The organism is Microcella flavibacter (assembly GCF_012530535.1).
Taxonomy (GTDB): Bacteria; Actinomycetota; Actinomycetes; order Actinomycetales; family Microbacteriaceae; genus Microcella; species Microcella flavibacter.
The window spans coordinates 2,306,320-2,330,225 of record NZ_CP051299.1 but is presented as its reverse complement, the minus strand read 5'-3'; the positions used below and the strand labels follow the sequence as shown (position 1 = coordinate 2,330,225).

General features: G+C 71.3%; 25 protein-coding genes and 1 tRNA gene. 21 read left to right on the top strand and 5 right to left on the bottom strand.

Going from position 1 to position 23,906, the window contains the following annotated elements:
* Positions 1-159: 159 nt before the first annotated feature.
* The 4 genes from HGB54_RS11070 to HGB54_RS11055 are packed head-to-tail and all read left to right on the top strand — an operon-like array spanning position 160 to position 3,084.
* The gene (locus HGB54_RS11070) at positions 160-1,044 is read left to right on the top strand and encodes an aminoglycoside phosphotransferase/kinase family protein (RefSeq protein ID WP_168916467.1); all 885 of its coding nucleotides are present in this window, start codon (positions 160-162) and stop codon (positions 1,042-1,044) included.
* A gap of 39 nt (positions 1,045-1,083) precedes the next feature.
* Positions 1,084-1,533 (top strand): MaoC family dehydratase N-terminal domain-containing protein, encoded by a 450-nt coding sequence (locus HGB54_RS11065; RefSeq protein WP_168916466.1) that lies wholly within the window; start codon positions 1,084-1,086, stop codon positions 1,531-1,533.
* Complete coding sequence (locus HGB54_RS11060) at positions 1,533-1,943, top strand: MaoC/PaaZ C-terminal domain-containing protein (protein ID WP_168916465.1); 411 nt, start codon at positions 1,533-1,535, stop codon at positions 1,941-1,943. Before HGB54_RS11065 ends, HGB54_RS11060 begins: the two co-directional genes overlap by 1 nt.
* A 22-nt stretch (positions 1,944-1,965) precedes the next feature.
* The gene (locus tag HGB54_RS11055; protein WP_168916464.1) at positions 1,966-3,084 is read left to right on the top strand and encodes a UDP-N-acetylmuramate dehydrogenase; all 1,119 of its coding nucleotides are present in this window, start codon (positions 1,966-1,968) and stop codon (positions 3,082-3,084) included.
* An 18-nt stretch (positions 3,085-3,102) separates the two neighbouring features.
* Here the strand turns inward: HGB54_RS11055 and HGB54_RS11050 are convergent, their stop codons facing one another.
* Positions 3,103-3,954 (bottom strand): ABC transporter permease, encoded by an 852-nt coding sequence (locus tag HGB54_RS11050; protein WP_168916463.1) that lies wholly within the window; start codon positions 3,952-3,954, stop codon positions 3,103-3,105.
* Complete coding sequence (locus tag HGB54_RS11045; RefSeq protein WP_168916462.1) at positions 3,951-4,829, bottom strand: ABC transporter ATP-binding protein; 879 nt, start codon at positions 4,827-4,829, stop codon at positions 3,951-3,953. Before HGB54_RS11045 ends, HGB54_RS11050 begins: the two co-directional genes overlap by 4 nt.
* Before the next feature lie 261 nt (positions 4,830-5,090).
* Here HGB54_RS11045 and HGB54_RS11040 point away from each other — a divergent pair, with 261 nt between their 5' ends.
* Entirely contained in the window at positions 5,091-5,444 is a 354-nt protein-coding gene (locus HGB54_RS11040) for a histone-like nucleoid-structuring protein Lsr2 (RefSeq protein WP_228545810.1), read from the top strand.
* Between the two features lie 67 nt (positions 5,445-5,511).
* Here HGB54_RS11040 and HGB54_RS11035 read toward each other — a convergent pair whose 3' ends face one another.
* Complete coding sequence (locus tag HGB54_RS11035; RefSeq protein WP_168916461.1) at positions 5,512-6,723, bottom strand: pyridoxal phosphate-dependent aminotransferase; 1,212 nt, start codon at positions 6,721-6,723, stop codon at positions 5,512-5,514.
* Positions 6,724-6,909: 186 nt separating this feature from the next.
* Here HGB54_RS11035 and HGB54_RS11030 point away from each other — a divergent pair.
* The 5 genes from HGB54_RS11030 to rplA all read left to right on the top strand — a co-directional run bounded on the left by HGB54_RS11030 (position 6,910) and on the right by rplA (position 9,738).
* Positions 6,910-6,982, top strand: a tRNA-Trp gene (locus tag HGB54_RS11030).
* A 108-nt stretch (positions 6,983-7,090) separates the two neighbouring features.
* Positions 7,091-7,378, top strand: a complete 288-nt coding sequence (gene secE, locus HGB54_RS11025; RefSeq protein WP_168916460.1) for a preprotein translocase subunit SecE — start codon at positions 7,091-7,093, stop codon at positions 7,376-7,378.
* Positions 7,379-7,432: 54 nt separating this feature from the next.
* Positions 7,433-8,383, top strand: coding sequence for a transcription termination/antitermination protein NusG (gene nusG, locus HGB54_RS11020; protein WP_168916459.1), 951 nt, complete (start codon positions 7,433-7,435; stop codon positions 8,381-8,383).
* Positions 8,384-8,536: 153 nt separating this feature from the next.
* Positions 8,537-8,965 (top strand): 50S ribosomal protein L11, encoded by a 429-nt coding sequence (gene rplK / locus HGB54_RS11015; protein ID WP_168916458.1) that lies wholly within the window; start codon positions 8,537-8,539, stop codon positions 8,963-8,965.
* Between the two features lie 83 nt (positions 8,966-9,048).
* Positions 9,049-9,738, top strand: a complete 690-nt coding sequence (gene rplA, locus HGB54_RS11010) for a 50S ribosomal protein L1 (protein ID WP_168916457.1) — start codon at positions 9,049-9,051, stop codon at positions 9,736-9,738.
* 62 nt (positions 9,739-9,800) lie between these two features.
* Here rplA and HGB54_RS11005 read toward each other — a convergent pair whose 3' ends face one another.
* A complete protein-coding gene (locus HGB54_RS11005; protein WP_407663487.1) occupies positions 9,801-10,763 on the bottom strand; it encodes an NADP-dependent oxidoreductase in 963 nt (320 codons plus the stop codon).
* Positions 10,764-10,924: 161 nt separating this feature from the next.
* Between HGB54_RS11005 and HGB54_RS11000 the strand changes: the two genes are divergently transcribed.
* The 7 genes from HGB54_RS11000 (at position 10,925) to rplL (ending at position 16,826) form a co-directional block, all read left to right on the top strand.
* Entirely contained in the window at positions 10,925-11,635 is a 711-nt protein-coding gene (locus tag HGB54_RS11000) for a Pr6Pr family membrane protein (RefSeq protein ID WP_228545809.1), read from the top strand.
* Positions 11,636-11,638: 3 nt separating this feature from the next.
* Positions 11,639-12,319, top strand: a complete 681-nt coding sequence (locus HGB54_RS10995; RefSeq protein WP_228545808.1) for a DUF998 domain-containing protein — start codon at positions 11,639-11,641, stop codon at positions 12,317-12,319.
* A 68-nt stretch (positions 12,320-12,387) separates the two neighbouring features.
* Complete coding sequence (locus HGB54_RS10990; protein WP_168916456.1) at positions 12,388-13,143, top strand: response regulator transcription factor; 756 nt, start codon at positions 12,388-12,390, stop codon at positions 13,141-13,143.
* Positions 13,140-14,645 (top strand): sensor histidine kinase, encoded by a 1,506-nt coding sequence (locus HGB54_RS10985; protein WP_168916455.1) that lies wholly within the window; start codon positions 13,140-13,142, stop codon positions 14,643-14,645. The genes HGB54_RS10990 and HGB54_RS10985 overlap by 4 nt, the downstream gene beginning before the upstream one ends.
* Before the next feature lie 55 nt (positions 14,646-14,700).
* A complete protein-coding gene (locus HGB54_RS10980; protein WP_168916454.1) occupies positions 14,701-15,546 on the top strand; it encodes an NAD-dependent epimerase/dehydratase family protein in 846 nt (281 codons plus the stop codon).
* A 333-nt stretch (positions 15,547-15,879) separates the two neighbouring features.
* Complete coding sequence (rplJ, locus tag HGB54_RS10975) at positions 15,880-16,395, top strand: 50S ribosomal protein L10 (RefSeq protein ID WP_168916453.1); 516 nt, start codon at positions 15,880-15,882, stop codon at positions 16,393-16,395.
* Between the two features lie 47 nt (positions 16,396-16,442).
* Entirely contained in the window at positions 16,443-16,826 is a 384-nt protein-coding gene (gene rplL, locus HGB54_RS10970; protein ID WP_168916452.1) for a 50S ribosomal protein L7/L12, read from the top strand.
* 161 nt (positions 16,827-16,987) lie between these two features.
* Here rplL and HGB54_RS10965 read toward each other — a convergent pair whose 3' ends face one another.
* A complete protein-coding gene (locus HGB54_RS10965; RefSeq protein WP_168916451.1) occupies positions 16,988-18,034 on the bottom strand; it encodes a LacI family DNA-binding transcriptional regulator in 1,047 nt (348 codons plus the stop codon).
* 408 nt (positions 18,035-18,442) lie between these two features.
* Between HGB54_RS10965 and HGB54_RS10960 the strand changes: the two genes are divergently transcribed.
* From HGB54_RS10960 to HGB54_RS10945, 4 genes are all read left to right on the top strand, one after another.
* Positions 18,443-19,789, top strand: coding sequence for an ABC transporter substrate-binding protein (locus HGB54_RS10960; protein ID WP_168916450.1), 1,347 nt, complete (start codon positions 18,443-18,445; stop codon positions 19,787-19,789).
* A gap of 114 nt (positions 19,790-19,903) precedes the next feature.
* Positions 19,904-20,896 (top strand): carbohydrate ABC transporter permease, encoded by a 993-nt coding sequence (locus tag HGB54_RS10955; protein ID WP_228545807.1) that lies wholly within the window; start codon positions 19,904-19,906, stop codon positions 20,894-20,896.
* A complete protein-coding gene (locus HGB54_RS10950) occupies positions 20,893-21,858 on the top strand; it encodes a carbohydrate ABC transporter permease (RefSeq protein WP_168916449.1) in 966 nt (321 codons plus the stop codon). The genes HGB54_RS10955 and HGB54_RS10950 overlap by 4 nt, the downstream gene beginning before the upstream one ends.
* A 108-nt stretch (positions 21,859-21,966) precedes the next feature.
* The gene (locus tag HGB54_RS10945; protein WP_168916963.1) at positions 21,967-23,868 is read left to right on the top strand and encodes an ABC transporter ATP-binding protein; all 1,902 of its coding nucleotides are present in this window, start codon (positions 21,967-21,969) and stop codon (positions 23,866-23,868) included.
* Positions 23,869-23,906: the final 38 nt, after the last annotated feature.

The window sequence follows — 23,906 nt, the reverse complement described above, 5'->3', positions numbered from 1 at the left end:
TGCGAGAGCTGCCAGTAGGTTTCGACCCCCGCTGAACGAGCGAAGCCCCGGACGACCGCTGACGGTCATCCGGGGCTTTCGCCGTCTCGAGCCTGATCCGGCCGAACCGCCCGCTCGACCCCGATCGACCCCCGCCCGCCCGTTCGACGAGGAGCCCGCGTGTACCGAACCCCCGAGGCCCTGAGCGAGCAGCTCGCCTCCGACGCCGAGATCCTCGACCGCGTCTCGCGGGTGCTCGGCCCGCTCGACGTCGTCGCCGACCTGTCGTGGCCGCACGGCGAGTCCCGGGTGCTCGAGGTGCGCACCCGCCACGACGAGCGCAGCATCGTGAAGTGGCAGCGCACCGAGCGCAACTACCACCGCGAGCTGCAGGCGATGCAGCTGTACGTGCCGGCGCTCGGCGGCGACGCCCCGCACCTGGTCGCGAGCGACGACGCCCTGCACCTGCTCGTGCTGAGCAAGGTGCCGGGCGCGATGGTCGACGGCACCGACGCCGCGCACGACCCCGCCGTCCACCGCCGCGCGGGCGAGGTGCTGCGCCGACTGCACGAGTCGACCCCCGCGGTCGTCAACGACCACTTCGGCGACGCGCTCATCGCCCAGTTCGAGTACTGGGCCGCGCGCGCGGACGGCGCGGTCACCGCGGCGGAGCTCACGGCGGCCCGGCGCGTGGCGGCGACGGCCCTCGACCTCGGGCCGCTCGCCCACGTGCCGGCCCACCGCGACAACACCACCCGAAACTGGATGCTCGGCCCCGACCAGCACGTGCGCCTCATCGACTTCGGGGCGGTCGAGTTCGAGCCCTGGGCCGTCGACCTGTTCCGTCTGGAGCAGCGCGAGTGGCTCGACGCCCCCGGCCTGCGCGAGGCGTTCCTCGAGGGCTACGGCCGCCGCCCGGACGACCTCGACCGTGCCGTGCTGCACGCGTTCCACGGCGCGCACGCCGTCGCGACGATCGTCTGGGCGCTCGAGCACGGCGACACTGCCTTCGCCGCGGTCGGCCGCGAGATGCTCGACCGCCTGCTCGGCGAGACGCTGTACTGACACCGGGGGCGGTATCGCCCCCCGCTCTAGACTGGGCCGGTGCCCGTGAATCCCAGCCTCACCGAGCGCGCGTTCCCGCCGACCGCGCCCTACCTCGTCGGGCGCGAGAAGGTGCGCGAGTTCGCCCGCGCCGTGCTCGCGACCGCGCCCATCCACCACGACCCCGAGGCGGCCCGCGCGGCCGGCTTCGCCGACGTCGTCGCCCCGCCGACCTTCCCTGTCGTGGTGCAGGAGGCGACGCTCGCGCAGCTGCTGGCCGAGCCCGACGGCGGCATCGACTTCAGCCGCGTCGTGCACGGCGAGCAGCGCTTCGACTATGCGCGCCCCGTCGTGGCCGGCGACGAGCTGACCGCCACGCTGCGCGTCACGAGCGTGAAGAGCCTCGGCGGCAACAGCATGGTGACGGCCGAGTCGTCGATCGTCGACGCGGACGGCGCGCCCGTCGTCACCGCCGTCTCGACGCTCGTGGTGCGAGGGGTCGACGTCTGATGGCCCTTCCCGAGCTCGAGGTCGGCCAGGTCGTGGCCGAGCGCGAGTACGCCCTCGACCGCGGCTCGCTCGTGCGCTACGCGGGCGCGAGCGGCGACTTCAACCCCATCCACTACCGCGACGACGTGGCCGCCGAGGTGGGCCTGCCGGGCGTGCTCGCGCACGGCATGCTCACCATGGGCCTCGCCGTGCAGCCCGTCGTCGACTGGCTCGACGGCCGCGGCTGGGTGAGCGGCTACGGCGTGCGGTTCACGCGCCCCGTCGTCGTCGACCCGACCGAGGGCGCCACCGTCACCGTGCGCGCGACCGTCGGCGCCGTCGACGAGGCCGGCGCCCGCATCGACCTCGCGGTGAGCGCCGCGGGCGGCACCGTGCTGGGCAAGGCGCAGGTGCGCGTCACCGCGCTCTGACCCGGCGGGCCCCGAGATCACGATGACCGTCACCGAGAACGCCCCGCTCGCCGCCCTCACGACCCTGCGTCTCGGCGGCCCCGCCGCGCGCCTGGTCGAGGCGAGTACGAGCGACGAGGTCGTCGCCGCCGTGCTCGAGGCCCAGGCCGCGGACGAGCCCTGGCTCGTGCTCGGCGGCGGCTCGAACGTGGTGATGGGCGACGAGGGCTTCGACGGCACGGTCGTGCGCATCGGCACGCGCGGCATCGAGCGCCTGCCCGACGCGGACGGCTCCCGACGCCCCGTGCGGCTGCGCGTGCAGGCGGGCGAGCCGTGGGATGCCCTGGTCGAGTACACCGTGCAGCAGGGCTGGGCGGGCCTCGAGGCCATGTCGGGCATCCCGGGATCGACGGGTGCCGCCCCCATCCAGAACATCGGCGCCTACGGCCAGGAGATGGCCGAGAGCCTCATCGCCGTCGAGGTGCTCGACGACGAGACGGGCGAGCGGGTGCGGCTGCCCGCGCCCGCGCTGCGCCTCGGCTACCGCTCGAGCATCCTCAAGTACGAGCGCCGCAGCGTCGTACTGAGCGTCGACATCGCGCTCGAGCGGAACGAGGGCGGCCTCGGCATGCCCGTGCGCTACGGCCAGCTCGCCGAATCGCTGGGGGTGGATGCCGGTGCCCGCGCCCCGCTCGTCGGCGTGCGCGCCGCCGTGCTCGCCCTGCGCGCGGGCAAGGGCATGGTGCTCGACCCCGACGATCCCTGCTCGGTGAGCGCCGGATCCTTCTTCACCAACCCGATCGTCTCCGAGTCGTTCGCGCGCGGCCTGCCGGCCGAGGTGCCGCGGTTCCCCGTCGAGCCCCCGGCCCCGGCGCTCGCCGTGCCGCTCGGCGCCGAGCCCGCGCCGCCTCCCCCCCCGATCGACCGGCACGTGAAGCTCAGCGCGGCGTGGCTGATCGAGCGCTCCGGCATCCCGCGCGGCTTCTCGCTGCCGGGGTCGCGCGCGACGGTGTCGAAGAAGCACACGCTCGCCCTCGTCAACGCGGGCGGGGCGACGGCGGAGGAGCTCGCGCAGCTGGCGCGCTACATCCAGACGCGGGTGATGGGCCGCTTCGGCGTCGTGCTGCAGCCCGAGCCGGTGCTCATCGGCGTCGAGCTGTAGCGACGGCGGGGGCGGCGCTCACCCGTCCTTCCGGATCCAGCGGAACGTCACCCGGCTCAGCACGATGCCGACGACGAGCCAGATGCCCAGCGCGATCGCGACGCCCGGCAGGTTCCAGCTCTCGCCGGTCTCGAGCATCTCGAGCTCGTCGGGCAGGAACACGCTGCGCATGCCCCGAGCCATCCACGCGAGCGGGAACACGTTCGCGATCGACTGCAGCCACTCGGGCAGGTCGCTGAAGCGCAGGTAGACGCCCGAGATGAACTGCAGCACGAGCGCGATGGGGATGACGACGGCGGTCGCGCTCTTGCCCGAGCGCGGCACCGAGCTGAGCGCGATGCCGAGCACGGCGCTCGTGATGACGCCGAAGACGAAGACGCCGAGGAACACGCCCCAGCGGTCGGCGGGCGGCAGCGGCACCCCGAAGACGGTGAAGCCGAGCCCGAGCAGCAGCAGGGCCTGCAGCGCGCCGGTGACGAAGGCCTGCCCGATCTTGCCGATGAAGTAGCTCACGACCGGCAGCGGCGAGCCGGCGAGGCGCTTGAGCGTGCCGTCCGACTTCTCCATCGCGATGTCGACGGCGAGGTTCTGGATGCCCGACAGCAGCACCCCGGCGGCGAGCATGGCCGGCAGGTAGAACCACGAGGCCGTGATGTCCTCGCCGTCGGCCGTGCGCCCGAAGCTCGCCTCGCTGAACGAGACGGAGAAGATCGTGAGCATGACGACGGGGAACAGGAACGTGAAGAAGACGGTGTCGCCGAGACGGAAGTAGGCCCGCACCTCGTAGCGGATGCGGCCGAGGCCGAGCCGCAGTGTGCGGGCGATCGGGTTGCCGAGGCCCGTGCTCCCGGCCGTGCGCGCGGCGGTCACGCGGATGCCCCGCTCAGCTCGTCCGCGTGCTCGCGCCCGACGAGGTCGAGGTAGACGTCCTCGAGGCTGGGGCGGATCACCTCCAGGCCCTCGGGCTCGTCGCCGAGCCGCTGCGTCAGGTGCGCGACGACGGCCGCGGGGGAGTCGGTGCGCTCCTCGCGCACGACGCCCTGCTCGATCCAGCGCACGATCGGCGTGCGCGCATCCCGCCCCCCGATCTCGCCGATCGGCCCGATGCCGACCATGCGGCCGGCCGCGATGATGCCGGCCCGGTCGCTGAGCTGGGCCGCCTCGTCGAGGTAGTGGGTGGTGAGCAGGATGCTCGTGCCCTCGCCCTGCAGCGTGCGCACGAGCTCCCAGAACTGCCGGCGGGCCTCGGGATCGAACCCCGTCGTCGGCTCGTCGAGGAACAGCAGCTCGGGGCGGCCGATGATGCCGACGCCGACGTCGACGCGGCGCCGCTGCCCGCCGGAGAGCGTGCGGATGAGCGCGCCGGCCTTGGCCTCGAGCCCGACCGCGGCGATGACCTCGTCGACGTCGCGCGGGTGCGGGTACAGGCTCGCGAAGTGCGCGAGCTGCTCGCGCACGGTCACGGCGCCCTGCTCGCCGCTCGACTGCAGCACGATGCCGAGCCGCGCCTTCCATGCGAGGCCGGCGTGCGAGGGGTCCTCGCCGAGCACCCGCACCTCGCCGCCCGTGCGCCGGCGGTACCCCTCGAGGATCTCGATGGTCGTCGACTTGCCGGCGCCGTTCGGGCCGAGCAGCGCGAAGGTCTCGCCGCGGCCGATGGTGAAGCTGACGCCGTCGACGGCGGTGGCGGTGCCGTAGGTCTTGCGCAGCTCGTGCACGTCGACGACGGTCTCGGATTCGGTCATGCGCCCACTCTCCCCCGCGCGGCGCGCGCGCGGCAACGACCGGGCGAGGATGCGCCGATTCCGCGAGTTCTATCCACTACTGCGATTATGGGGAATTCACGCGCTAATGCCGCGTTTCTCCTGCCATAATCGCGAGCGCAGTTGCTCGGTGCATTCTCCCGCTAATGGTCGGGAACGCCTCGCGAGAAACTCCGTCGGAGCATCCGCGAAAAGCCGAATAAATCTGCGCAGGAACCGATCAATCGAATACCGGGAGTCATCATGAAGCGCATCACCACGGAACTCGTCGACGACCTCGACGGCACCATCATCGGCGACGGCCAGGGCGGCACGGTCACCTTCGCGCACGAGGGCCGGCAGTACGAGCTCGACCTCACCGCCGCGAACGCCGAGAAGCTGCGCGAGGCGCTCGCCCCCTTCGTGGCGAAGGCCCGCAGCGCCGGATCGCGCCGCGCCGCCTCGACCGCGGGTGCCGCGCCGCGCAAGCGCGCCGCCTCGGGGTCGAGCGACACCCAGGCCATCCGCGAGTGGGCGCAGGCCAACGGCCACGCGGTCGGCGACCGGGGGCGCATCTCCACCGAGATCCGCGAGGCCTACGCGGCCGCGAACTCCTGACGCTCGAGCGTCGGCGCTCCCCGCCGCGGGGCGCGCCGACGCACCGGCATCAGCGCTCGACGGAGCGTCAGGCCTCGACGCCGAAGAAGCGCTGCAGGCGCTGGATGCCCTCCAGCAGCTCGGCGTCGCCGAGCGCGTAGCTGAACCGCAGGTACCCACTGGGCCCGAACGCCTCACCGGGCACGGCGGCGACCTCGGTCTGCTCGAGCAGCAGGTCGGCCAGCTCGAGGGAGCTCGTCGGCGTCACGCCGTGCCACTCGCGGCCCAGCAGCCCCGTCACGTCGGGGTACACGTAGAAGGCGCCCGTCGGGGTCGGCGTCACCATGCCCGGGATGCGGTTCAGCTCGGCGACCGCCACGCGCCGCCGCCGGTCGAAGGCCTCGCGCATGGTCGCCACCGCGTCCTGCGGCCCGGTGAGCGCCGCGAGCGCGGCGCGCTGCGAGACGTTGGCGACGTTCGACGACAGGTGCGACTGCAGGTTCGAGGCCGCGGCGATCGCGTCCTTCGGCCCGACCATCCATCCGACCCGCCAGCCGGTCATCGCGTAGGTCTTCGCGACGCCGTTGACGAGGATCGTGCGGTCGGCCAGCTCGGGCACGGCCTCGACGATCGAGACGGCGCGCTCGCCGTCGTAGGTGAGGGCCTGGTAGATCTCGTCGCTGATCACCCAGATGCCGTGCTCGGCCGCCCACTCGCCGATCGCCCGGGTCTGCTCGGGGCTGTAGACGGCGCCGGTCGGGTTCGAGGGGCTCACGAACATGAGCGCCTTCGTGCGCGGGGTGCGCGCGGCCTCGAGCTGCTCGACGGTGACGAGGTAGCCCTGGTCGCTGCCGGCGAAGACCTCGACGGGCACGCCGCCGGCGAGGCGCACGACTTCGGGGTAGGTCGTCCAGAACGGGGAGGGCAGCAGCATCTCGTCGCCCTCGCCGATGATCGTCGCCACCGCCTGGAAGACGGCGTGCTTGCCGCCGTTCGTGATGATGACCTGGCCCGTGCCGACCTCGAGGCCGGAGTCGCGCAGCGTCTTCTCGGCGACGGCCTCGCGCAGCTCGGGCAGGCCCGCCGCGGGCGTGTACCGGTGGTTCTTCGGATCGCGGGCCGCGGCCACCGCGGCCTCGACGATGTGCTCGGGGGTCGCGAAGTCCGGCTCGCCGGCGGCGTAGGAGATGACGGGGCGCCCCGCGGCCTTGAGGGCCTTGGCCTTGGCGTCGACCTTGAGGGTCGCGGATTCGCTGATCGCGGCGATGCGGGCGGAGATGCGGGAGGAGTCTGCGGTCACGCGGCCGAGTCTAGCGACGGGCATCCCGCTGCCGCCGGGGGCCGGTTGGACTCGCCCATCGGCGTCACCTACACTGAGGGCGGTAGTCGAACTCTGCCAAGCTTCGTCGCGCCGTCCATCCGCTCCGATCTCACGATCGGGATGAGGGGTGGGGGGACGGAGGTTCGCAGGGGTTCGATCCCGCCGAGGGCGGTGGCTCAATTGGTAGAGCAGCGGTCTCCAAAACCGCAGGTTGCAGGTTCGAGTCCTGTCCGCCCTGCACATGCATCGGCTCGGGGCGACTCCCACCATCGCGGTGGGGGCGCCCCGGGTTCGCTGTTACGGCCGGATGACGATCCGGCATCCGCTGGTGGAAGGTAGTGCGAACGTGGCCAGGAATGTGATCGACGATCCCAACGAGGACATCGTCGCCAAGGCGAAGAAGGACCGCGCCGAGAAGCGCGGGCCGTTCGGCCGCATCGCGCTGTTCCTGCGCCAGGTCGTCAACGAGCTCAGCAAGGTCGTCACGCCGACGCGGCGCGAGCTCATCAACTACACCCTGCTGGTGCTCGTGTTCGTCGTCATCATGATGGCGCTCGTCAGCGGGCTCGACCTGCTGTTCGGCGCGCTCGTCTCCTACGTCTTCGGCGACGGCACGGCGGTCACCGGGGGTTAGCGCCCCCGCCGCCGCACGCCTGCCGTCACCGCCCCCAATCGAAAGAAGAACCCCGTGTCTGAGGATCACCGCCGCGACATCGACCTCGCGACCGCCGCCGAGCAGTCGTCCGAGGAGGACGAGGCCCAGGAGGGCAACTCGCTCGACGCCGACGCGCACGGCGCCGACGCCGCCGAGCACACCGCGATGCACGTCGTCGACGACGACGAGCCCGACCTCGAGGGCCTGCTCGACGCGCTCGAGACCGCCGCCGACCCCGAGGCCGACGCGGTCGTCGACGATGCGCTCGACATCGACTCCGCCGCCGAGGCCGACGCCGCCGCCGAGGCCACCGACGACGAGTCGGAGGAGGTTGCCGCCGAGGAGGAGGCCGAGGAGGTCGAGGTCGACCCCTACGAGGAGTTCAAGATGGAGCTCCGGATGAAGCCCGGCAAGTGGTACGTCATCCACTCCTACGCCGGCTTCGAGAAGCGCGTGAAGCAGAACATCGAGAACCGGCGTATCTCCATGAACATGGAGGAGGGCATCCACGAGGTGCAGGTCCCCATGGAGGACGTCGTCGAGATCAAGAACGGCCAGCGCAAGCTCGTCAACCGCGTGCGCATCCCCAGCTACGTGCTCGTGCGCATGGACCTCGACGAGGACAGCTGGTCGGTCGTGCGCCACACGCCCGGCGTCACCGGCTTCGTCGGCAACGCCCACAACCCGACGCCGCTGCGCTTCGACGAGGCCTTCAACATGCTGAAGTCGACCGTGCAGATCGCCGAGGCCCCGGCCAAGGCCGGCTCGGGCAAGAGCGGCGGCGGCCAGCAACCCCGTTCGATCCCCGCCGAGATCGACTTCGAGGTCGGCGAGACGATCACCATCAAGGAGGGCTCGTTCGCCGGACTCCCCGGCACGATCAACGAGATCAAGCCCGAGAGCGGCAAGCTCATCGTGCTCGTCTCGCTGTTCGAGCGCGAGACCCCGGTCGAGCTCAGCTTCGACCAGGTCACGAAGCTCTAGCCCCCGCACGATCCGACCATCGGCGCCCGGCGCCGCATGGTCTAGACTCCCCTGGGCCCTCGCGGCCCCCCATCACTACCGCGGCTCGCAACGGGCGAGCAGGCGGGAGCGCAGCATCCACCGCGGATGCCGCACGACACGAAGGAAGACGACATGGCACCGAAGAAGAAGGTCACGGGCCTGATCAAGCTGCAGATCAACGCCGGCGCGGCGAACCCCGCCCCGCCCATTGGTCCCGCGCTGGGTCAGCACGGCGTGAACATCATGGAGTTCTGCAAGGCCTACAACGCCGCGACCGAGTCGCAGCGCGGCAACGTGATCCCGGTGGAGATCACGGTCTACGAGGACCGCTCGTTCACGTTCATCCTCAAGACGCCCCCCGCGGCCGAGCTCATCAAGAAGGCCGCCGGCGTGCAGAAGGGGTCGTCTACCCCGCACACCGTCAAGGTCGCGAAGCTCACCAAGGAGCAGGTGCGCGCCATCGCCGAGCAGAAGCAGGCCGACCTCAACGCGAACGACATCGCCGCGGCCGAGAAGATCATCGCCGGCACCGCCCGGTCGATGGGCATCACGGTCGAGTAGTCAGCGCCACCCCACCTTTTCCACTCAGCGGGAGAGCCAGCCAGGCTCACGATTCACCGCGAACTCAGCACAGGAGCATCAACATGGCACAGAAGTCCAAGGCGTACCGCGCCGCGGCCGAGAAGATCGAGGCCGGCAAGTTCTACACCCCCACGGAGGCCGTCACGGTCGCCCGTGACACCGGCTCGAAGAAGTTCGACTCGACCGTCGAGGTCGCGCTCAAGCTCGGCGTCGACCCCCGTAAGGCCGACCAGATGGTGCGCGGCACCGTCAACCTGCCCCACGGCACCGGAAAGACCGCCCGCGTCATCGTGTTCGCCACCGGCCCCGCGGCCGAGGCGGCCATCGCAGCCGGCGCCGACGAGGTCGGCGGCGCCGAGCTCATCGAGAAGGTCGCCGGCGGCTACACCGCCTTCGACTCGGCCGTCTCGACGCCCGAGCTCATGGGCCAGGTCGGTCGACTCGGCAAGGTGCTCGGCCCCCGCGGCCTCATGCCCAACCCGAAGACCGGCACCGTGACCCCGGACGTGGCCAAGGCCGTGACCGAGATCAAGGGCGGCAAGATCGAGTTCCGCGTCGACAAGCACGCCAACGTGCACTTCATCATCGGCAAGACCGCGTTCTCGGAGGACCAGCTCAACGAGAACCTGCGCGCCGCGCTCGACGAGGTGCTGCGCCTCAAGCCCTCGAGCTCGAAGGGCCGCTACGTGCACAAGGGCACCGTCTCGACCACGTTCGGCCCGGGCATCCCGCTCGACGTCAACGCGCTCTAGTCAGTCCCGCACCACCTCGAAGGCCCCGTCGTGAGACGGGGCCTTCGTCGTGCGCGGACGGACTAGTCGGACACGTGCAGCACGAGCTTGCCGCGGGTGCGCCCCTCCTCGAGCAGGGTGTGCGCGTCGGCGACCTCGGCGAGCGGGAAGGTGCGGTCGACGTGCACGCGCAGGTCGCCCGCCTCGATCATGCGGGTCATGACGGCGAGGGTCGCCGCGCTCGGCGCCACCTTGTACCCGGTGGCGCGCATCCCGGCCGCCGCGGCGTCGTCGATGACGGTCGGCCAGCTGCCCGTGGGGGCGTTGACGAGCAGCCCGCCCGGGCGCATCGCCTGCAGCGAGCGCGTGCCCGTGCCGTCGTGGGCGTCGCCGATGAGGTCGATGACGACGTCGACGCCCGAGACCTCCTCCTCGAAGCGGTGCTGCGTGTAGTCGATGACCCGGGCGGCGCCGAGCTCGCGCACGAACGAGACATTGCGGGTCGAGCAGGTGGCGATCACCTCGGCGCCGAAGTACGCCGCGAGCTGCACGGCGAGGTGCCCGACACCGCCGGCGCCGGCGTGGATGAGCATCCGCTGCCCCTCGTGGGCCCGCGCGACGTCGACGACCATGCCCCAGGCGGTGAGGGCGGCGAGCGGCAGGGCGGCGGCCTCGTCGAAGCTCAGCGAGCTCGGCTTGGGGGAGAGGAACGCGGCGGGCACCGCGGCGTACTCGGCGTAGGTGCCGCCGAACCGGGGCACCATCGTCATGCCGTACACGGGGGTGCCGGGCGTGAGGGGGTGCGCCTCGTAGGGCGACTCGACGACGACGCCGGCGAGGTCGTAGCCGAGCACGGCGGGGAAGCGGTCGATCGCGGCGGAGACGCCGCGGCCCGCGCGGGTCTTGGCATCGATCGGGTTGACGCCGGCGGCCATGACCTTGACGATCACCTCGGCGTTCGCCCGCACCGGCATCGGCACCTCGGCCCGCTCGAGCACCTCGATCCCGCCGAGACCCGTCGCCACCATCGCCTGCATCGTCGCCATCGACAACCCCTCTCGAACCGGAAGACCCCAGTCAACCGCGCCGGAGCGCCCCGCGTGTTTCGCTCCCGTCACGAGTGTTCGACGAATTCCTCCCCGTCGAGCAGGAGCGCCGTTTAGCATCGTGCTCAGCGGCGCCGCCGCCCTGGACGAAAGACCCCGCCGTGAGCCTCGCCTTCTCCGCGCTGCGCGCGGTCGCCCTCCTCGCGATCGGGGCCGCGATCGCGGGCCAGATCGTCACCTCGCTCGCGTTCTGGCAGCGGGAGGGGCTCACCGACACCGCCTTCCGGCTGACGAACTTCTTCAGCTTCTTCACCGTCGAGTCGAACGCCGCCGCCGTGGTCGTGCTGACGATGGCGATCGGGGCGACCCTGCTCGGCCGCACGCCGACGTGGCTGCTCGTGCTGCGCGCCGCGGTGACGACGTACATGGTGACGACGGGCATCGTCTACAACCTGCTGCTGCGCGGCATCGAACTGCCGCAGGGCGCCACCCTCGACTGGTCGAACGAGATCCTGCACGTGTGGGGCCCGCTGTACATGCTGGTCGACTGGCTGTTCGGGCCGGGCCGTCGCCCGCTCGAGTGGCGAGCCGTCATCGCGATCATCGCCTTCCCCCTCGTCTGGGCCGTGTACACGCTCGTGCGCGGCCCGCTCGTCTACGACCCGGTGCTCGACGGCGCCTGGTACCCGTACCCCTTCCTCAACCCCGACACCTCCGCCAACGGCTACCTCTCCGTCGCCTTCTACGTCATCCTCATCGCGGCCGTCATCGGTCTCGTCGGGGCGGGCATCGTGCGCCTGTCGCGGTCGCGCGTCGGGCAGCGGGGCGCGGGGGATGCTCCGGCCGAGTCCGTCTCGGCGCGAGCGCGCTGACCCGTGCCCGGTCGCATCCCCGGCCGTCGCCGCGACGCCGTGATGGCCCTTCTCGGCGCGGGCCTCGTGCTGGCATCCCTCGTCGTCATCTGGGCGGCGCGCCTGACCGTGCCGCGCGAGCTGTACGTGAGCGAGCTCGGAGCCGATGGCGAGCCCACCGCGCTCGCGTTCGAGGTCGCCCTGCTGCTGCTCGTCGCGGGCGGCGTGCTCATCGCCTGGGCCGTGCGCGACCTGCGCAGCGCGACGCCGGGGCTGCGGGCCGGCCGCCCCGCCGCGAGCCTGGTGGTGGCGTGCGCGGGCTTCCTCGTCGCCTCGCAGGTGCCCTGCACCGCCGGCTGCCCGCTACCGGTGGGCCCGACCTTCACCGTGCAGGACTTCGTGCACACGCTCTCGGCGGTCGTCGCCTTCGCCGCGGCCGCCTGGGCGATGCTGCAGGTGGCGTTCGCGCCGGGGCACCGGCTGCTGTCGCGCCTGTCGCTCTCGGCCGCGGTCTCGGTGGCGCTCGTCGCGGGCGTCGGCGGGCTGCTGTCGCTGCTGCGCTGGAACGACCGCTTCGGCAGCCACCTCGAGCTCGTCGCCACCTCGATCGGCATCGGCTGGCTGGTGCTGTTCGGGCTCGTGCGCTTCGCGCGGCTCGCGCGGCGGGAGTCCCCTGCCTGGGGGACCGGCGTCGTCCCCCCGTGAGCCCGGGCGCTGAGCGCTCATCGGGCGGGCTCCAAGCCGCCTCATAGGTCGAGGGGCAGACTGGAGACATGTCCGCCCCCGACGCGTCCCTCGAGCCCGCCGCCTCCGCCCGTCTCACGCACGCCGACGGCTCGCCGATCCGGGCGCTCGTGGTCGATGACGAGCCCTCGCTCGCCGACCTCGTCTCGATGGCCCTGCGGTACGAGGGCTGGGAGGTGCGCACGGCGCTGACCGGGCAGGACGCCCTGCAGCACGGCCGCGAGTTCGCCCCCGACGTCGTCGTGCTCGACATCATGCTGCCCGACATCGACGGGCTCGAGGTGCTGCGCCGCATGCGCACCGACGGCCGCGACGTGCCGGTGCTCTTCCTCACCGCGAAGGACTCGGTCGACGATCGTGTCGTCGGCCTCACCGCGGGCGGCGACGACTACGTCACCAAGCCCTTCAGCCTCGAGGAGCTCGTCGCCCGCCTGCGCGGCCTCATCCGCCGCAGCGCCATGGTGATCAGCGAGCGCCCCGACCCCGAGCTGCACGTCGGCGACCTCGTGCTCAACGAGGAGAGCTACGAGGTGCGTCGCGGCGAGAAGGAGGTCGAGCTCACCGCCACCGAATTCGAGCTGCTGCGGTACCTCATGCGCAACCCGCGCCGCGTGCTCAGCAAGGCGCAGATCCTCGACCGGGTGTGGAGCTACGACTTCGGCGGTCGCTCGAGCATCGTCGAGATCTACATCTCGTACCTGCGCAAGAAGATCGACACCCTCGGGCCGCCCATGATCCACACCGTCCGCGGGGTCGGGTACCTCATCAAGCCGGCCGCGGGATGATCGACGGCTGGTCGCTGCAGCAGCGGCTGATCGCCGGCGTCCTCGCCCTCCTCGCCTTCGCCACCCTCGGCATCGGCGTGCTGAGCGTCGTCTTCCTGCGCGCCAACCTCGTCGACCAGCTCGACCAGGAGCTGCGCGACACCGCGCAGCGCATCCGGCAGGTCGCCGCGGGCGCCGCCGGCGAGGAGGTCTTCGGCTTCGACGGCCGCGGCATCCCCGTCGAGACACTCATCGGCGTCGTCGGCGCGGGGGGCGGCGCGAGCGCGGCCTACCTCGACAGCGACCTGCGCGAGCGTCCCCTCACCGGCGCGCAGCTCGAGGTGCTCACGGGCGCCGTGATCGAGAGCCCGCGCACGCTGCGGTTCCCCGGCGGGCTGGGCGAGTTCCGCGTGCTCGCCGTGCCGCTCGACGACGAGTCCGCGCTCGTCGTCGGCCTCTCGACCCGCGACGTCACGATCACGATCGCGCGGCTCGGCGCCGTCATCTCGGCCGTGCTCGTCGGCACGCTCGTCGTCGCGGCGGTGCTCGGCCGCGAGGTCGTGAAGGTCGGCCTCCGCCCGCTGCGCCGCATCCGCGAGACGGCCACCGAGGTCGCGACCCTGCCGCTCGACCGCGGCACCGTCGCCCTCGCCGAGCGCATCCCCGAGCTGCCGACCGATCCCGACACCGAGGTGGGCCAGCTCGGCGGCGCGTTCCGGCGCATGCTCGAGCACGTGCAGTCGGCCTTCGACGCCCGCCAGGCGAGCGAGCAGAAGGTGCGCCGCTTCGTCGCCGACGCGAGCCACGAGCTGCGCACCCCGCTCGCCGCCATCCGCGGCTACTCCGAGCTCACCCGCCGCAGCGGGCACGCGCTGCCCGACGACATCCGGCATGCGCTCAGCCGCATCGAGTCCGAATCGGTGCGGATGACCGCGCTCGTCGAGGATCTCCTCCTGCTCGCCCGGCTCGACGAGGGCAGCGCCCTGCGCCGCGATGCCGTCGACCTCGGCCGGGTGCTCGTCGACGCGGTGGCGGATGCGCGGGCGACGAGCGACGAGCACGAGTGGGAGGTGCGGGTGCCCGAGACGCCGGTGATCGTCACCGGCGACCCGCATCGACTGCACCAAGTCGTCGCCAACCTGCTGGCCAACGCGCGGGTGCACACCCCCGCGGGCACGCGCGTCACCGCGGCGCTCGGGTCGCTCGAGGGGCGCGCGCTCGTCACGATCACCGACACCGGCCCGGGCATCCCGCCCGAGATCATGCCGGTGCTGTTCGAGCGCTTCGCCCGCGCCGACACCTCGCGCTCGCGCGCCACCGGCTCGACGGGGCTCGGTCTCGCGATCGTCGCGGGGGTCGTCGCCGCCCACCGCGGCGAGGTCACCGTCGCCTCGCGGCCGGGGGAGACGGTGTTCCGCATCTCGCTGCCGCGCGGGGCGGGCGATCAGGCGGTCGCGGCGGAGACGCCGGCCCCGGCCGCGGCGGCGCCCGGCCTGAGCGATCCGCCCAGCGCCGAGGGCTAGGCTCGCCGCGGCCCGGGAGCGCCCGGCGCCCCCGATCGACCCCCGAGAGGCCCTCATGCGCATCGTCGTCACCGGTTCCAGCGGCAAGCTCGGCGTCGCCGTCGTCGAGCGCCTGCGCGAGGCCGGCCACACGGTCGTCGGATTCGACTCGCGCGGCGAACGAGGCACCGGCTTCGTGCAGATCGACATGACCGACTACGGCCAGGTCGCCGACGCGATCGCCGGCGTCGACGAGCGCCACGACGGCCTCGACGCGATCGTGCACCTCGCCGCGACGCCCGCGCCCGGCCTGCGCCCCGACACCGCGCTGCTGCAGGACAACCTGGCGATGACGATCAACGTCTTCCAGGCCGCGCGCCGCGCGGGGGTGCGCCGCATCGTGCACGCCTCGAGCGAGACGCTGCTCGGCCTTCCGCTCACCGAGGCGCCGCCGTACGCCCCGATCGACGAGGTCGCCGAGACCCGCCCGAACTACATGTACGCGGTCGGCAAGCACCTCGAGGAGGAGCTGGCGACGAAGCTCATGCGCCTCACCCCCGGCCTCACGATCACCGGCCTGCGGTTCAGCAACGTCATGGCGATCGAGGACTACGCCGAGTACCCCTCCTGGCAGGACGACGCGAGCGTGCGTCGCTGGAACCTGTGGGGCTACATCGACCGCCGCGACGGCGCCCAGGCGGTCGAGCGGGCGCTCGCCGTCGAGCGCGACCACTACGCGACGTACATCATCGCCGCGGCCGACACGACGATGCGGCGCGACAGCGCCGAGCTGATGGCCGAGGAGTTCCCCGAGGTGCCCCTCAGCCGCCCGGTCGAGGGCCGCGAGACCCTGCTGTCGATCGACGCCGCCCGCCGCGACCTCGGCTACGACCCGCAGCACAGCTGGCTCGACCACGTCTGACCCGTGCGGCGCGCGCTGCGGCGACGGGATGCCCGGCGCACGATTTGGCGCGCAGCCCGGTCTGCCGTACTCTGGCCTCTGCCAAAGACCGCCGGCTATCGGCGTGCCCGGCTCGAGTGCGAACTCGGGCGGGAGCGCCGGTCGAAGGCTCGCTCCTCATCATCGAGGTCGGCGAGGGCCCGCGCAGGTGACACAGAAGAGATCCGCTCCGCATCCCACCCATCGGGTGCGCGGGGCGAAGAAGCTCCGTGCGCCTGCGCCGGAGCTTTCGTCGTTTCGCGGCCGGGTTCCCGGAGTCGATGGTGAACACCCACGACAACCGTAAGGAGCACCATGGCGAACAAGGAAGCAACGGTCGCCGAGCTGAAGGAACTCTTCTCCAGCTCGACCGCCGTTCTGCTCACCGAGTACCGCGGTCTCACGGTGGCCCAGCTCAAGCAGCTGCGCACGACCATCGCTGCAGACGCGTCGTACGCCGTGGTGAAGAACACGCTGACCAAGATCGCGGCCAACCAGGCAGGCATCGACTCGCTCGATGACATGCTCGCCGGCCCCTCCGCGATCGCGTTCGTGAGCGGTGACCCCGTCACCGTCGCGAAGGCTCTGCGCGACTTTGCCAAGGCAAACCCCAGCCTCGTTGTGAAGGGCGGTTACTTCGACGGTAACCCGCTCGACGCCGCCGAGGTCATGAAGCTCGCCGAGCTCGAGAGCCGGGAGGTGGTGCTGGCGAAGCTCGCCGGTGCCGTCAAGGCCTCGCTGTTCGGTGCCGCGTACATGTTCAACGCGCCGCTGGCGCAGGCCGCCCGCGCCGTTGACGCGCTGCGGCAGAAGCAGGAGTCCGGCAGCTGATCTCAGCTGACCGGTTCACGACGAGAAACAACCAGAAGGAGACAATCATGGCCAAGCTCACCACCGACGAGCTCATCGAGGCGTTCAAGGAGCTCTCGCTCATCGAGCTCAGCGAGTTCGTGAAGAAGTTCGAAGAGGTCTTCGAGGTCACCGCCGCCGCGCCCGTCGCGGTCGCCGCTGCCGCCGGCCCCGCCGCTGCCGCCGAGGAGGTCGAGGAGAAGGATTCCTTCGACGTCGTCCTCGAGGCCGCCGGCGAGAAGAAGATCCAGGTCATCAAGGAGGTCCGCGCGCTCACGAGCCTCGGCCTCGGCGAGGCGAAGGCGCTCGTCGACGGCGCCCCCGCGACCGTCATCGAGGGTGCCAACAAGGAGACCGCCGAGAAGGCCAAGGGCCAGCTCGAGGCCGCCGGCGCCACCGTCACGCTCAAGTAGTCCCCGCCCCGCATCGCGGGGCACCCAGGGCGCCGCTCCGATCCGTCGGGGCGGCGCCCTTCGGCGTTCCCGGGCTCGACACCGGCGGGCGCGGCGGTGCCGGCGGGCGTCGACGCGGTGGGGGCCCGCCCACAGGGCGAGCGGCGGCGGGATGCCCGGCGTCAGCCGCGCGACGTCGCCGGCTCGCGGCGCATCGCCGTGGAGGTGCGCACGGTGAGCGTCGTCGGCAGCACCACGTGCTCCTCCGCGGGCGCGGCATCCGTCGTCGCAGCGGGCGCCCCCTCGAGCTGCTCGAGCAGCAGCTCGACCGCGCGCCGGCCCTGGTCGCCGGGGTTCTGCGTGACCGTGGTGAGGCCGTGCATCTCGGCGAGCGGGTGCCCGTCGACGCCGATGATCGAGAGCTCGGCCGGGATGGCGATGCCGAGCTGTCGCGCGGCCGTCATGATGCCGATGGCGATCTCATCGCAGCCCGCGAAGATCGCCGTGGGGCGCGTGCGCGGGTCGCCGAGCACGGCGAGGCCCGCGGCGTAGCCGCCCTGGATGGAGAAGTCGGCGTCGCGGAAGTCGTCGTCGACCCCGATGCCGGCCGCGTCGAGCGCGCGCCGGAACCCGACGTAGCGCTGCGAGTGCACGCGGAAATCCATCTGCTCGTTCTGATCGCCGCCGATGTGCATGATGCGGGTGTGCCCGAGGCTCAGCAGGTGCTCGGTGGCGAGCCGCGCGGTCTCGACGTCGTCGATCGAGAGCGAGGGGATGCCGTCGATGCGGCCGCCGATGCCGACGAGCGGCTTGCCGAGCGCCTCGAGCATCTGCACCTCGTGCCGGCTGAGCGCGATGGCGACGGAGATGACGGCGTCGACGCGCTTGCGCACGAGGAAGTAGTCGAAGACCCGGCGGCGCAGGTCGATGTCGGTGCTGAGCCGGTAGAGGGTCAGGTCGTAGCCCGCGCGGATGAGCGCCGACTCGATGCCCTCGAGCACCTCGCCGAAGTACCAGCGGTTGATGTACGGGATGACCACGCCGACGTTGCGCGTGCGGCCGGTGACGAGGCTCGCCGCGGCCGTGGAGACGACGTAGCCGAGCTCGGCGGCGGCGGCCTCGACGCGGTGCCGGGTGTCGTCGGAGACGTAGCCGCGCCCGCTGAGCGCCCGCGAGGCGGTCGACTTCGACACACCCGCGATGCGCGCGACATCGGCCAGGATGCTCATGCTGAGGGTCCTCCATCGGACGAGAGCCCGGCACCGCGGGGGCGCCGCGGGCCGCGCGACGGTGCGCGCCCGGCTCCACTGAGGGCGAGTGTAGCCGGATCTCACCCCGTGTGGAACCGGTACCAGGTGGGAGCGCTCTCTCGTGGAACGGTCGGGAACCGCGTTCCCGCGCGGGACCGCGATGCGAACGGCTCGTGAACGGCAACGGATCGGTAACGGCCCGGTCCGCCCGGGTTGCGGTCGAGCATCCCGTGACGTACCGTGACTGCTGGAACCGGTTCCCGACCGTTTCGGCCCTGTGCCGCAATCGGGCTTGTTCCGCACCGAGAACCACCACCACCTTCCGTAGCAGAGCGGCTCACCTCCTCATGAGGGGCGCCGTCCTAACCCTCAATGAGGAGGAAACACATGCGTTCCACTCTCCGACGCCGGCTCATCGCGCCGGCCGCGGCGATCGGCGCCCTGAGCCTCGTGCTCGCCGGCTGCGCCGCTGACGAGCCGGGTGCCGGCGGCGGCGACGCCGACTGCACCGAGTACGAGCAGTACGGCCAGTTCGAGGGCGAGACCGTCGAGATCTACGCGACGATCATCGACGTCGAGGCCGACAACCTCGTCACCTCCTGGTCCGACTTCGAGTCGTGCACCGGCATCACCATCGACTACGTGGGCACGCAGGAGGCGGAGACGCAGATCAACGTGCGCGCCGCCGCCGGTGACGCCCCCGACCTCATGATCGTGCCGCAGCCCGGTCTGCTGCAGCGCCTCATCGCCGACGGCTACGTCGTCGCCGCCCCCGAGTCCGTCGAGGCCAACGTCGACGAGTTCTGGAGCGAGTCGTGGAAGGGCTACGGCACCGTCGACGGCACCTTCTACGCCGCGCCGCTCATGGCGAGCGTCAAGGGCTACGTCTGGTACTCGCCGGCCGACTTCGAGGAGAACGGCTACGAGATCCCGACCACGTACGACGAGCTCATCGAGCTCAGCGAGACGATGACCGAGCGCAACGAGGGCCCCTACCGCCCCTGGTGCGCGGGCTTCGGCTCGGGCGACGCGACCGGCTGGGTCGGCACCGACTGGGTCGAGGACCTCGTCCTGCGCGGCGCGGGCCCCGAGGCCTACGACCAGTGGGTCGCCGGTGAGCTGCCCTTCAACAGCCCCGAGGTCACCGAGGCCTTCGACCGCGTCGGCGAGGTGCTCCTCAACGACGAGTTCGTCAACGGCGGCTTCGGCGGCGTCGACTCGATCGTCACCACCACCTTCCAGGACAGCGGTCTCGCCATCCTCGACGGCACCTGCTCGCTGCACCACCAGGCCTCCTTCTACGAGGCCCAGTGGGGCGAGGGCGTGACCGTGGCCGAGGACGGCGACGTCTGGGCCTTCCTCACCCCGCCGATCAACGCGGATGACCCCGCCGCCGTCACCGGTGGTGGCGAGTTCGTGGCCGCGTTCAACGACAGCGAGGCGACCGGCGCCGTGCAGACCTACCTCGCCAGCGACCTGTGGGCCAACAACCGCATCTCGCTCGGCGGCGTCATCTCGGCCAACCAGGGTCTCGACCCGGCCAACGCCCAGTCGGACCTCGCTCGCCAGTCGATCGAGATCCTGCAGGGTGAGGACACGGTCTTCCGGTTCGACGCCTCCGACCTCATGCCCGCCGCCGTCGGCACCAGCTCGTTCTGGACCGGCATGGTGGACTGGATCGGCGGAACCTCGACCGACGAGGTCACCTCGCAGATCGACAGCACCTTCCCGTAACCCCTCGGGTTACCCGGCTCCATGAGCTGAACCGGCCGGCCCGTCGGAGGATTCGTCCTCCGGCGGGCCGGTCTCTCAGGTAGCGTGAACGAGAACCAATGGAGGTTTACCCGTATGAGAGGTTTGTCGGAGTTCTGGTCCGATCTCTTCGAGAAATTCGGCCTCATGATCTTCGGGCTCGCGGTCTTCGCCGCAGTCGTCGGTCTCATCCTCTTCCTCGCCGATCGGGCGCCCAAGCGCGGGCGTGATGCGTGGCAGCTGACGGCCTTCGTGGCCCCGGCGCTGCTGCTCCTCCTCGTCGGCCTGATCTACCCGGCCGCGCGCACCGCGACGCTCGCGTTCTTCGACCGCACCGGGCGCGAGTTCGTCGGCATCGACAACTTCGTCTGGATGTTCACGCAGCCGCAGATCCTGCTCGTGATCGGCAACACCCTCATCTGGGTCGCCCTCGTGCCGACGCTCTCGACGGCGATCGGCCTCGCCTACGCGATCTTCATCGACAAGAGCAAGGGCGAGAAGGTCCTCAAGTCGCTCGTGTTCATGCCGATGGCCATCTCCTTCGTCGGCGCCGGCATCATCTGGCGGTTCATGTACGAGTACCGCCAGGAGGGCTTCAGCGAGCAGATCGGTCTGCTCAACCAGATCCTCGTCTGGCTCGGCCAGGAGCCGCAGCAGTTCCTCGTCAACGCTCCCGCCAACACCTTCTTCCTCATCATCGTCATGGTGTGGATCCAGACCGGTTTCGCCATGGTGCTGCTCTCCGCCGCCATCAAGGGCGTGCCCGTCGAGATCATCGAGGCCGCCCGCCTCGACGGCGCGAACGCCTGGCAGCAGTTCCGCAACGTGACGCTCCCCGGCATCCGCGGCACGCTCGTCGTCGTCATCACGACGATCTCGATCGCCACCCTCAAGGTGTTCGACATCGTGCGCGCCATGACCGGCGGCCAGTACGACACCTCGGTCGTCGCCAACGAGATGTACACGCAGGCCTTCAACCGCGGCGAGCAGGGCTACGGCTCGGCCCTCGCGCTCGTCCTGTTCCTCATGGTGCTGCCGATCGTCGTCTACAACGTGCGCGTCATGCGTCAGCAGAAGGAGATCCGATGACCGACGTGACCGGCAAGGCCGAGGCGAAGCTCGACCGCCCGCTCGGGCAGAAGAACGACGCGCGCGCCGAGAAGCGCCAGGCCAGGAAGCTCTCCAAGGCGGCCGAGGCGCAGCAGAAGCTGACCTCGCCCGGCGCCACGATCGCGGCGATCATCATCGCCGTGATCTGGACGATCCCGACCTTCGGCCTGCTCGTCTCCTCCATCCGCACGCCGGACGAGATCCGCTCCAACGGCTGGTGGAACATCTTCGTGAGCCCGAGCTTCACGCTCGACAACTACGCCGCGGTGCTCACCACGCAGGGCGCGAGCTCGGCGAACCTCGGCTCGTACTTCGTGAACTCGCTCGTCATCGCCATCCCGGGGGCGCTGTTCCCGATCATCCTGGCGACGATGGCGGCCTACGCCTTCGCGTGGATCAAGTTCAAGGGCTCGGGCGCGGTGTTCGTGCTGATCTTCGCGCTGCAGATCGTGCCGCTGCAGATGGCGCTCATCCCGCTGCTGCAGATCTTCTCGACCGTGCTCGGCATCAGCGGAACGTTCCCGGCGGTGTGGATCGCGCACACGATCTTCGGCCTGCCGCTGACGATCTTCCTGATGCACAACTTCATCGCCGAGATCCCGGGCGAGGTCATCGAGGCGGCGCGCGTCGACGGCGCGAACCACACGCAGATCTTCTTCCGCATCATCATCCCCCTGGCCCTGCCGGCGCTCGCGTCGATCGGCATCTTCCAGTTCCTGTGGGTGTGGAACGACCTGCTCGTGGCGCTCGTGTTCTCCGGCGGCACCGCCGACGTCGCGCCACTGACGCAACGACTCGGCGAGCTCGTCGGCAACTTCGGCCGCAACCAGGAGCGACTGCCGGCGGCCGCGTTCATCTCGCTGGTGATCCCGCTCATCGTGTTCTTCAGCCTGCAGCGCTACTTCGTGCGCGGCCTGCTGGCGGGCTCGACGAAGGGCTGATCGGCCCGCGCTGATCGGCCCGCACCGCATCGAGAGGCCCGGGGGGAGCATCCCCTCGGGCCTCTCGGCGCGTGCACGGCGACCCGGCTCTAGGCTCGGCCCGTGAGCATGGGCATGCACGGCGGAGGCCGCCGCGGAGGACGCGTCTCGGGCAGCGACGCCGCCGCGCAGAAGGCGGAGAACGCCGCCGCGCCGCGCATCCCGAACCTGCTCGGCCGCATCGCGGAGCTCTTCGCGCCGCACAAGCCGATGATCATCGTCACGATCGTGCTCGTGCTCATCGGGGCGGCCCTCAGCGTGCTGCCGCCCCTGCTGACGCAGCGGGCCTTCGACGAGGGGCTGTTCCCGCCCGGGGGCGAGCCGAACATGCCGGTGCTGCTCATGCTCGTCGGGCTCATGCTCGCGCTGTGGGTCGCGAGCGCGGGCCTCGGCATCGCGCAGACGTACCTGACGGCGACCGTCGGCAACGCCGTCATGGCGCGCCTGCGGGTGAAGCTCTTCGACCACCTGCAGTCGATGGAGCTCGCCTTCTTCACCCGCACCAAGACCGGCGTCATCCAGTCGCGGCTGCAGAACGACGTCGGCGGCGTCGCCGGCGTGCTCAACAACACCGTCTCGAGCGTCATCGGCAACACCGTGACGGTGCTCGCCGCGCTCGTCGCGATGCTGCTGCTGAGCTGGCAGCTCACGCTCGTCGCCATCGTGCTGCTGCCCCTGCTCGTCATCGCCCAGCAGCGCGTCGGCCAGGTGCGCGCCCGCATCGCGACGAAGACGCAGGAGTCGCTGAGCGACATGAGCGCCATCACGCAGGAGGCCCTGAGCGTCTCGGGCATCATGCTCGCCAAGAGCTTCTACCGGCAGGGCGCCGAGGTCGAGCGCTACCGGGCCGAGAACGACACCCAGCGCGGGCTGCAGGTGCAGCTGCAGATGAGCGGGCAGTGGTTCTTCGCGCTCGTCAACGTGTTCCTCAGCGTCATCCCGGCGGTCGTCTACCTCGTCGCCGCCTGGCTGCTGCAGCAGGACGTTCCCGTCACCGCCGGCACGATCGTCGCCTTCACGACCGTGCAAGCGCGCCTCACCTTCCCGCTGCTCGGGCTCATGCGCGTCGCCCTCGACCTGCAGACCTCGGGCGCCCTCTTCGCGCGCATCTTCGAGTACCTCGACCTCAAGCCCGCCATCACGCCGAGCGACGACGCCCGGCCCGTCGACCTCGCCCAGGTGGGGCGCATCCGGTTCGACGACGTGGTGTTCCGGTACCCGGATGCTCCCGCCGACCAGCGGCCGACGCTCGACCGCGTCTCCTTCGAGGTCGAGCCCGGGCAGTTCGTGGCCTTCGTCGGCCCGAGCGGGGCCGGCAAGACCACGGTCTCGTACCTGATCCCGCGCCTGCACGAGGCGAGCAGCGGCCGCGTTCTCTTCGCCGGAACGGACGTGCGCGAGCTCACCGAGGACAGCCTCATCGCGCAGATCGGCATCGTGAGCCAGGAGACCTACCTGTTCCACGCGACCATCGCCGAGAACCTGCGCTACGCGAAGCCCGAGGCGACGGACGAGGAGCTCGAGGCGGCCTGCCGGGCGGCGAGCATCCACGCCACCATCGCCTCGTTCCCCGACGGCTACGACACGGTCGTCGGCGAGCGGGGGTACCGGCTCTCGGGCGGCGAGAAGCAGCGCGTCGCGATCGCGCGGGTGCTGCTGAAGGACCCGCCGGTGCTCATCCTCGACGAGGCGACGAGCGCGCTCGACTCGGTGTCGGAGCGCGTCGTGCAGGGGGCGCTCGACTCGGCCGCGCGCGGCCGTACGACCATCGCGATCGCGCACCGGCTCTCGACCGTCGCCGGGGCCGACGTGATCCACGTCATCGACGCCGGGCGCATCGTCGAGAGCGGCACGCACGGCGAGCTGCTCGCCCTCGGCGGGGTCTACGCGCAGCTCGTCGCGGAGCAGTCGACCGAGTTCCGGCCGGCGATCGCGCCGGTCGAGGCGGAGCCGGTCGAGCCGACGGTCTGACCGCTGATCGCCGCCCGGCGCCGCGTGCGAGCGCCCCG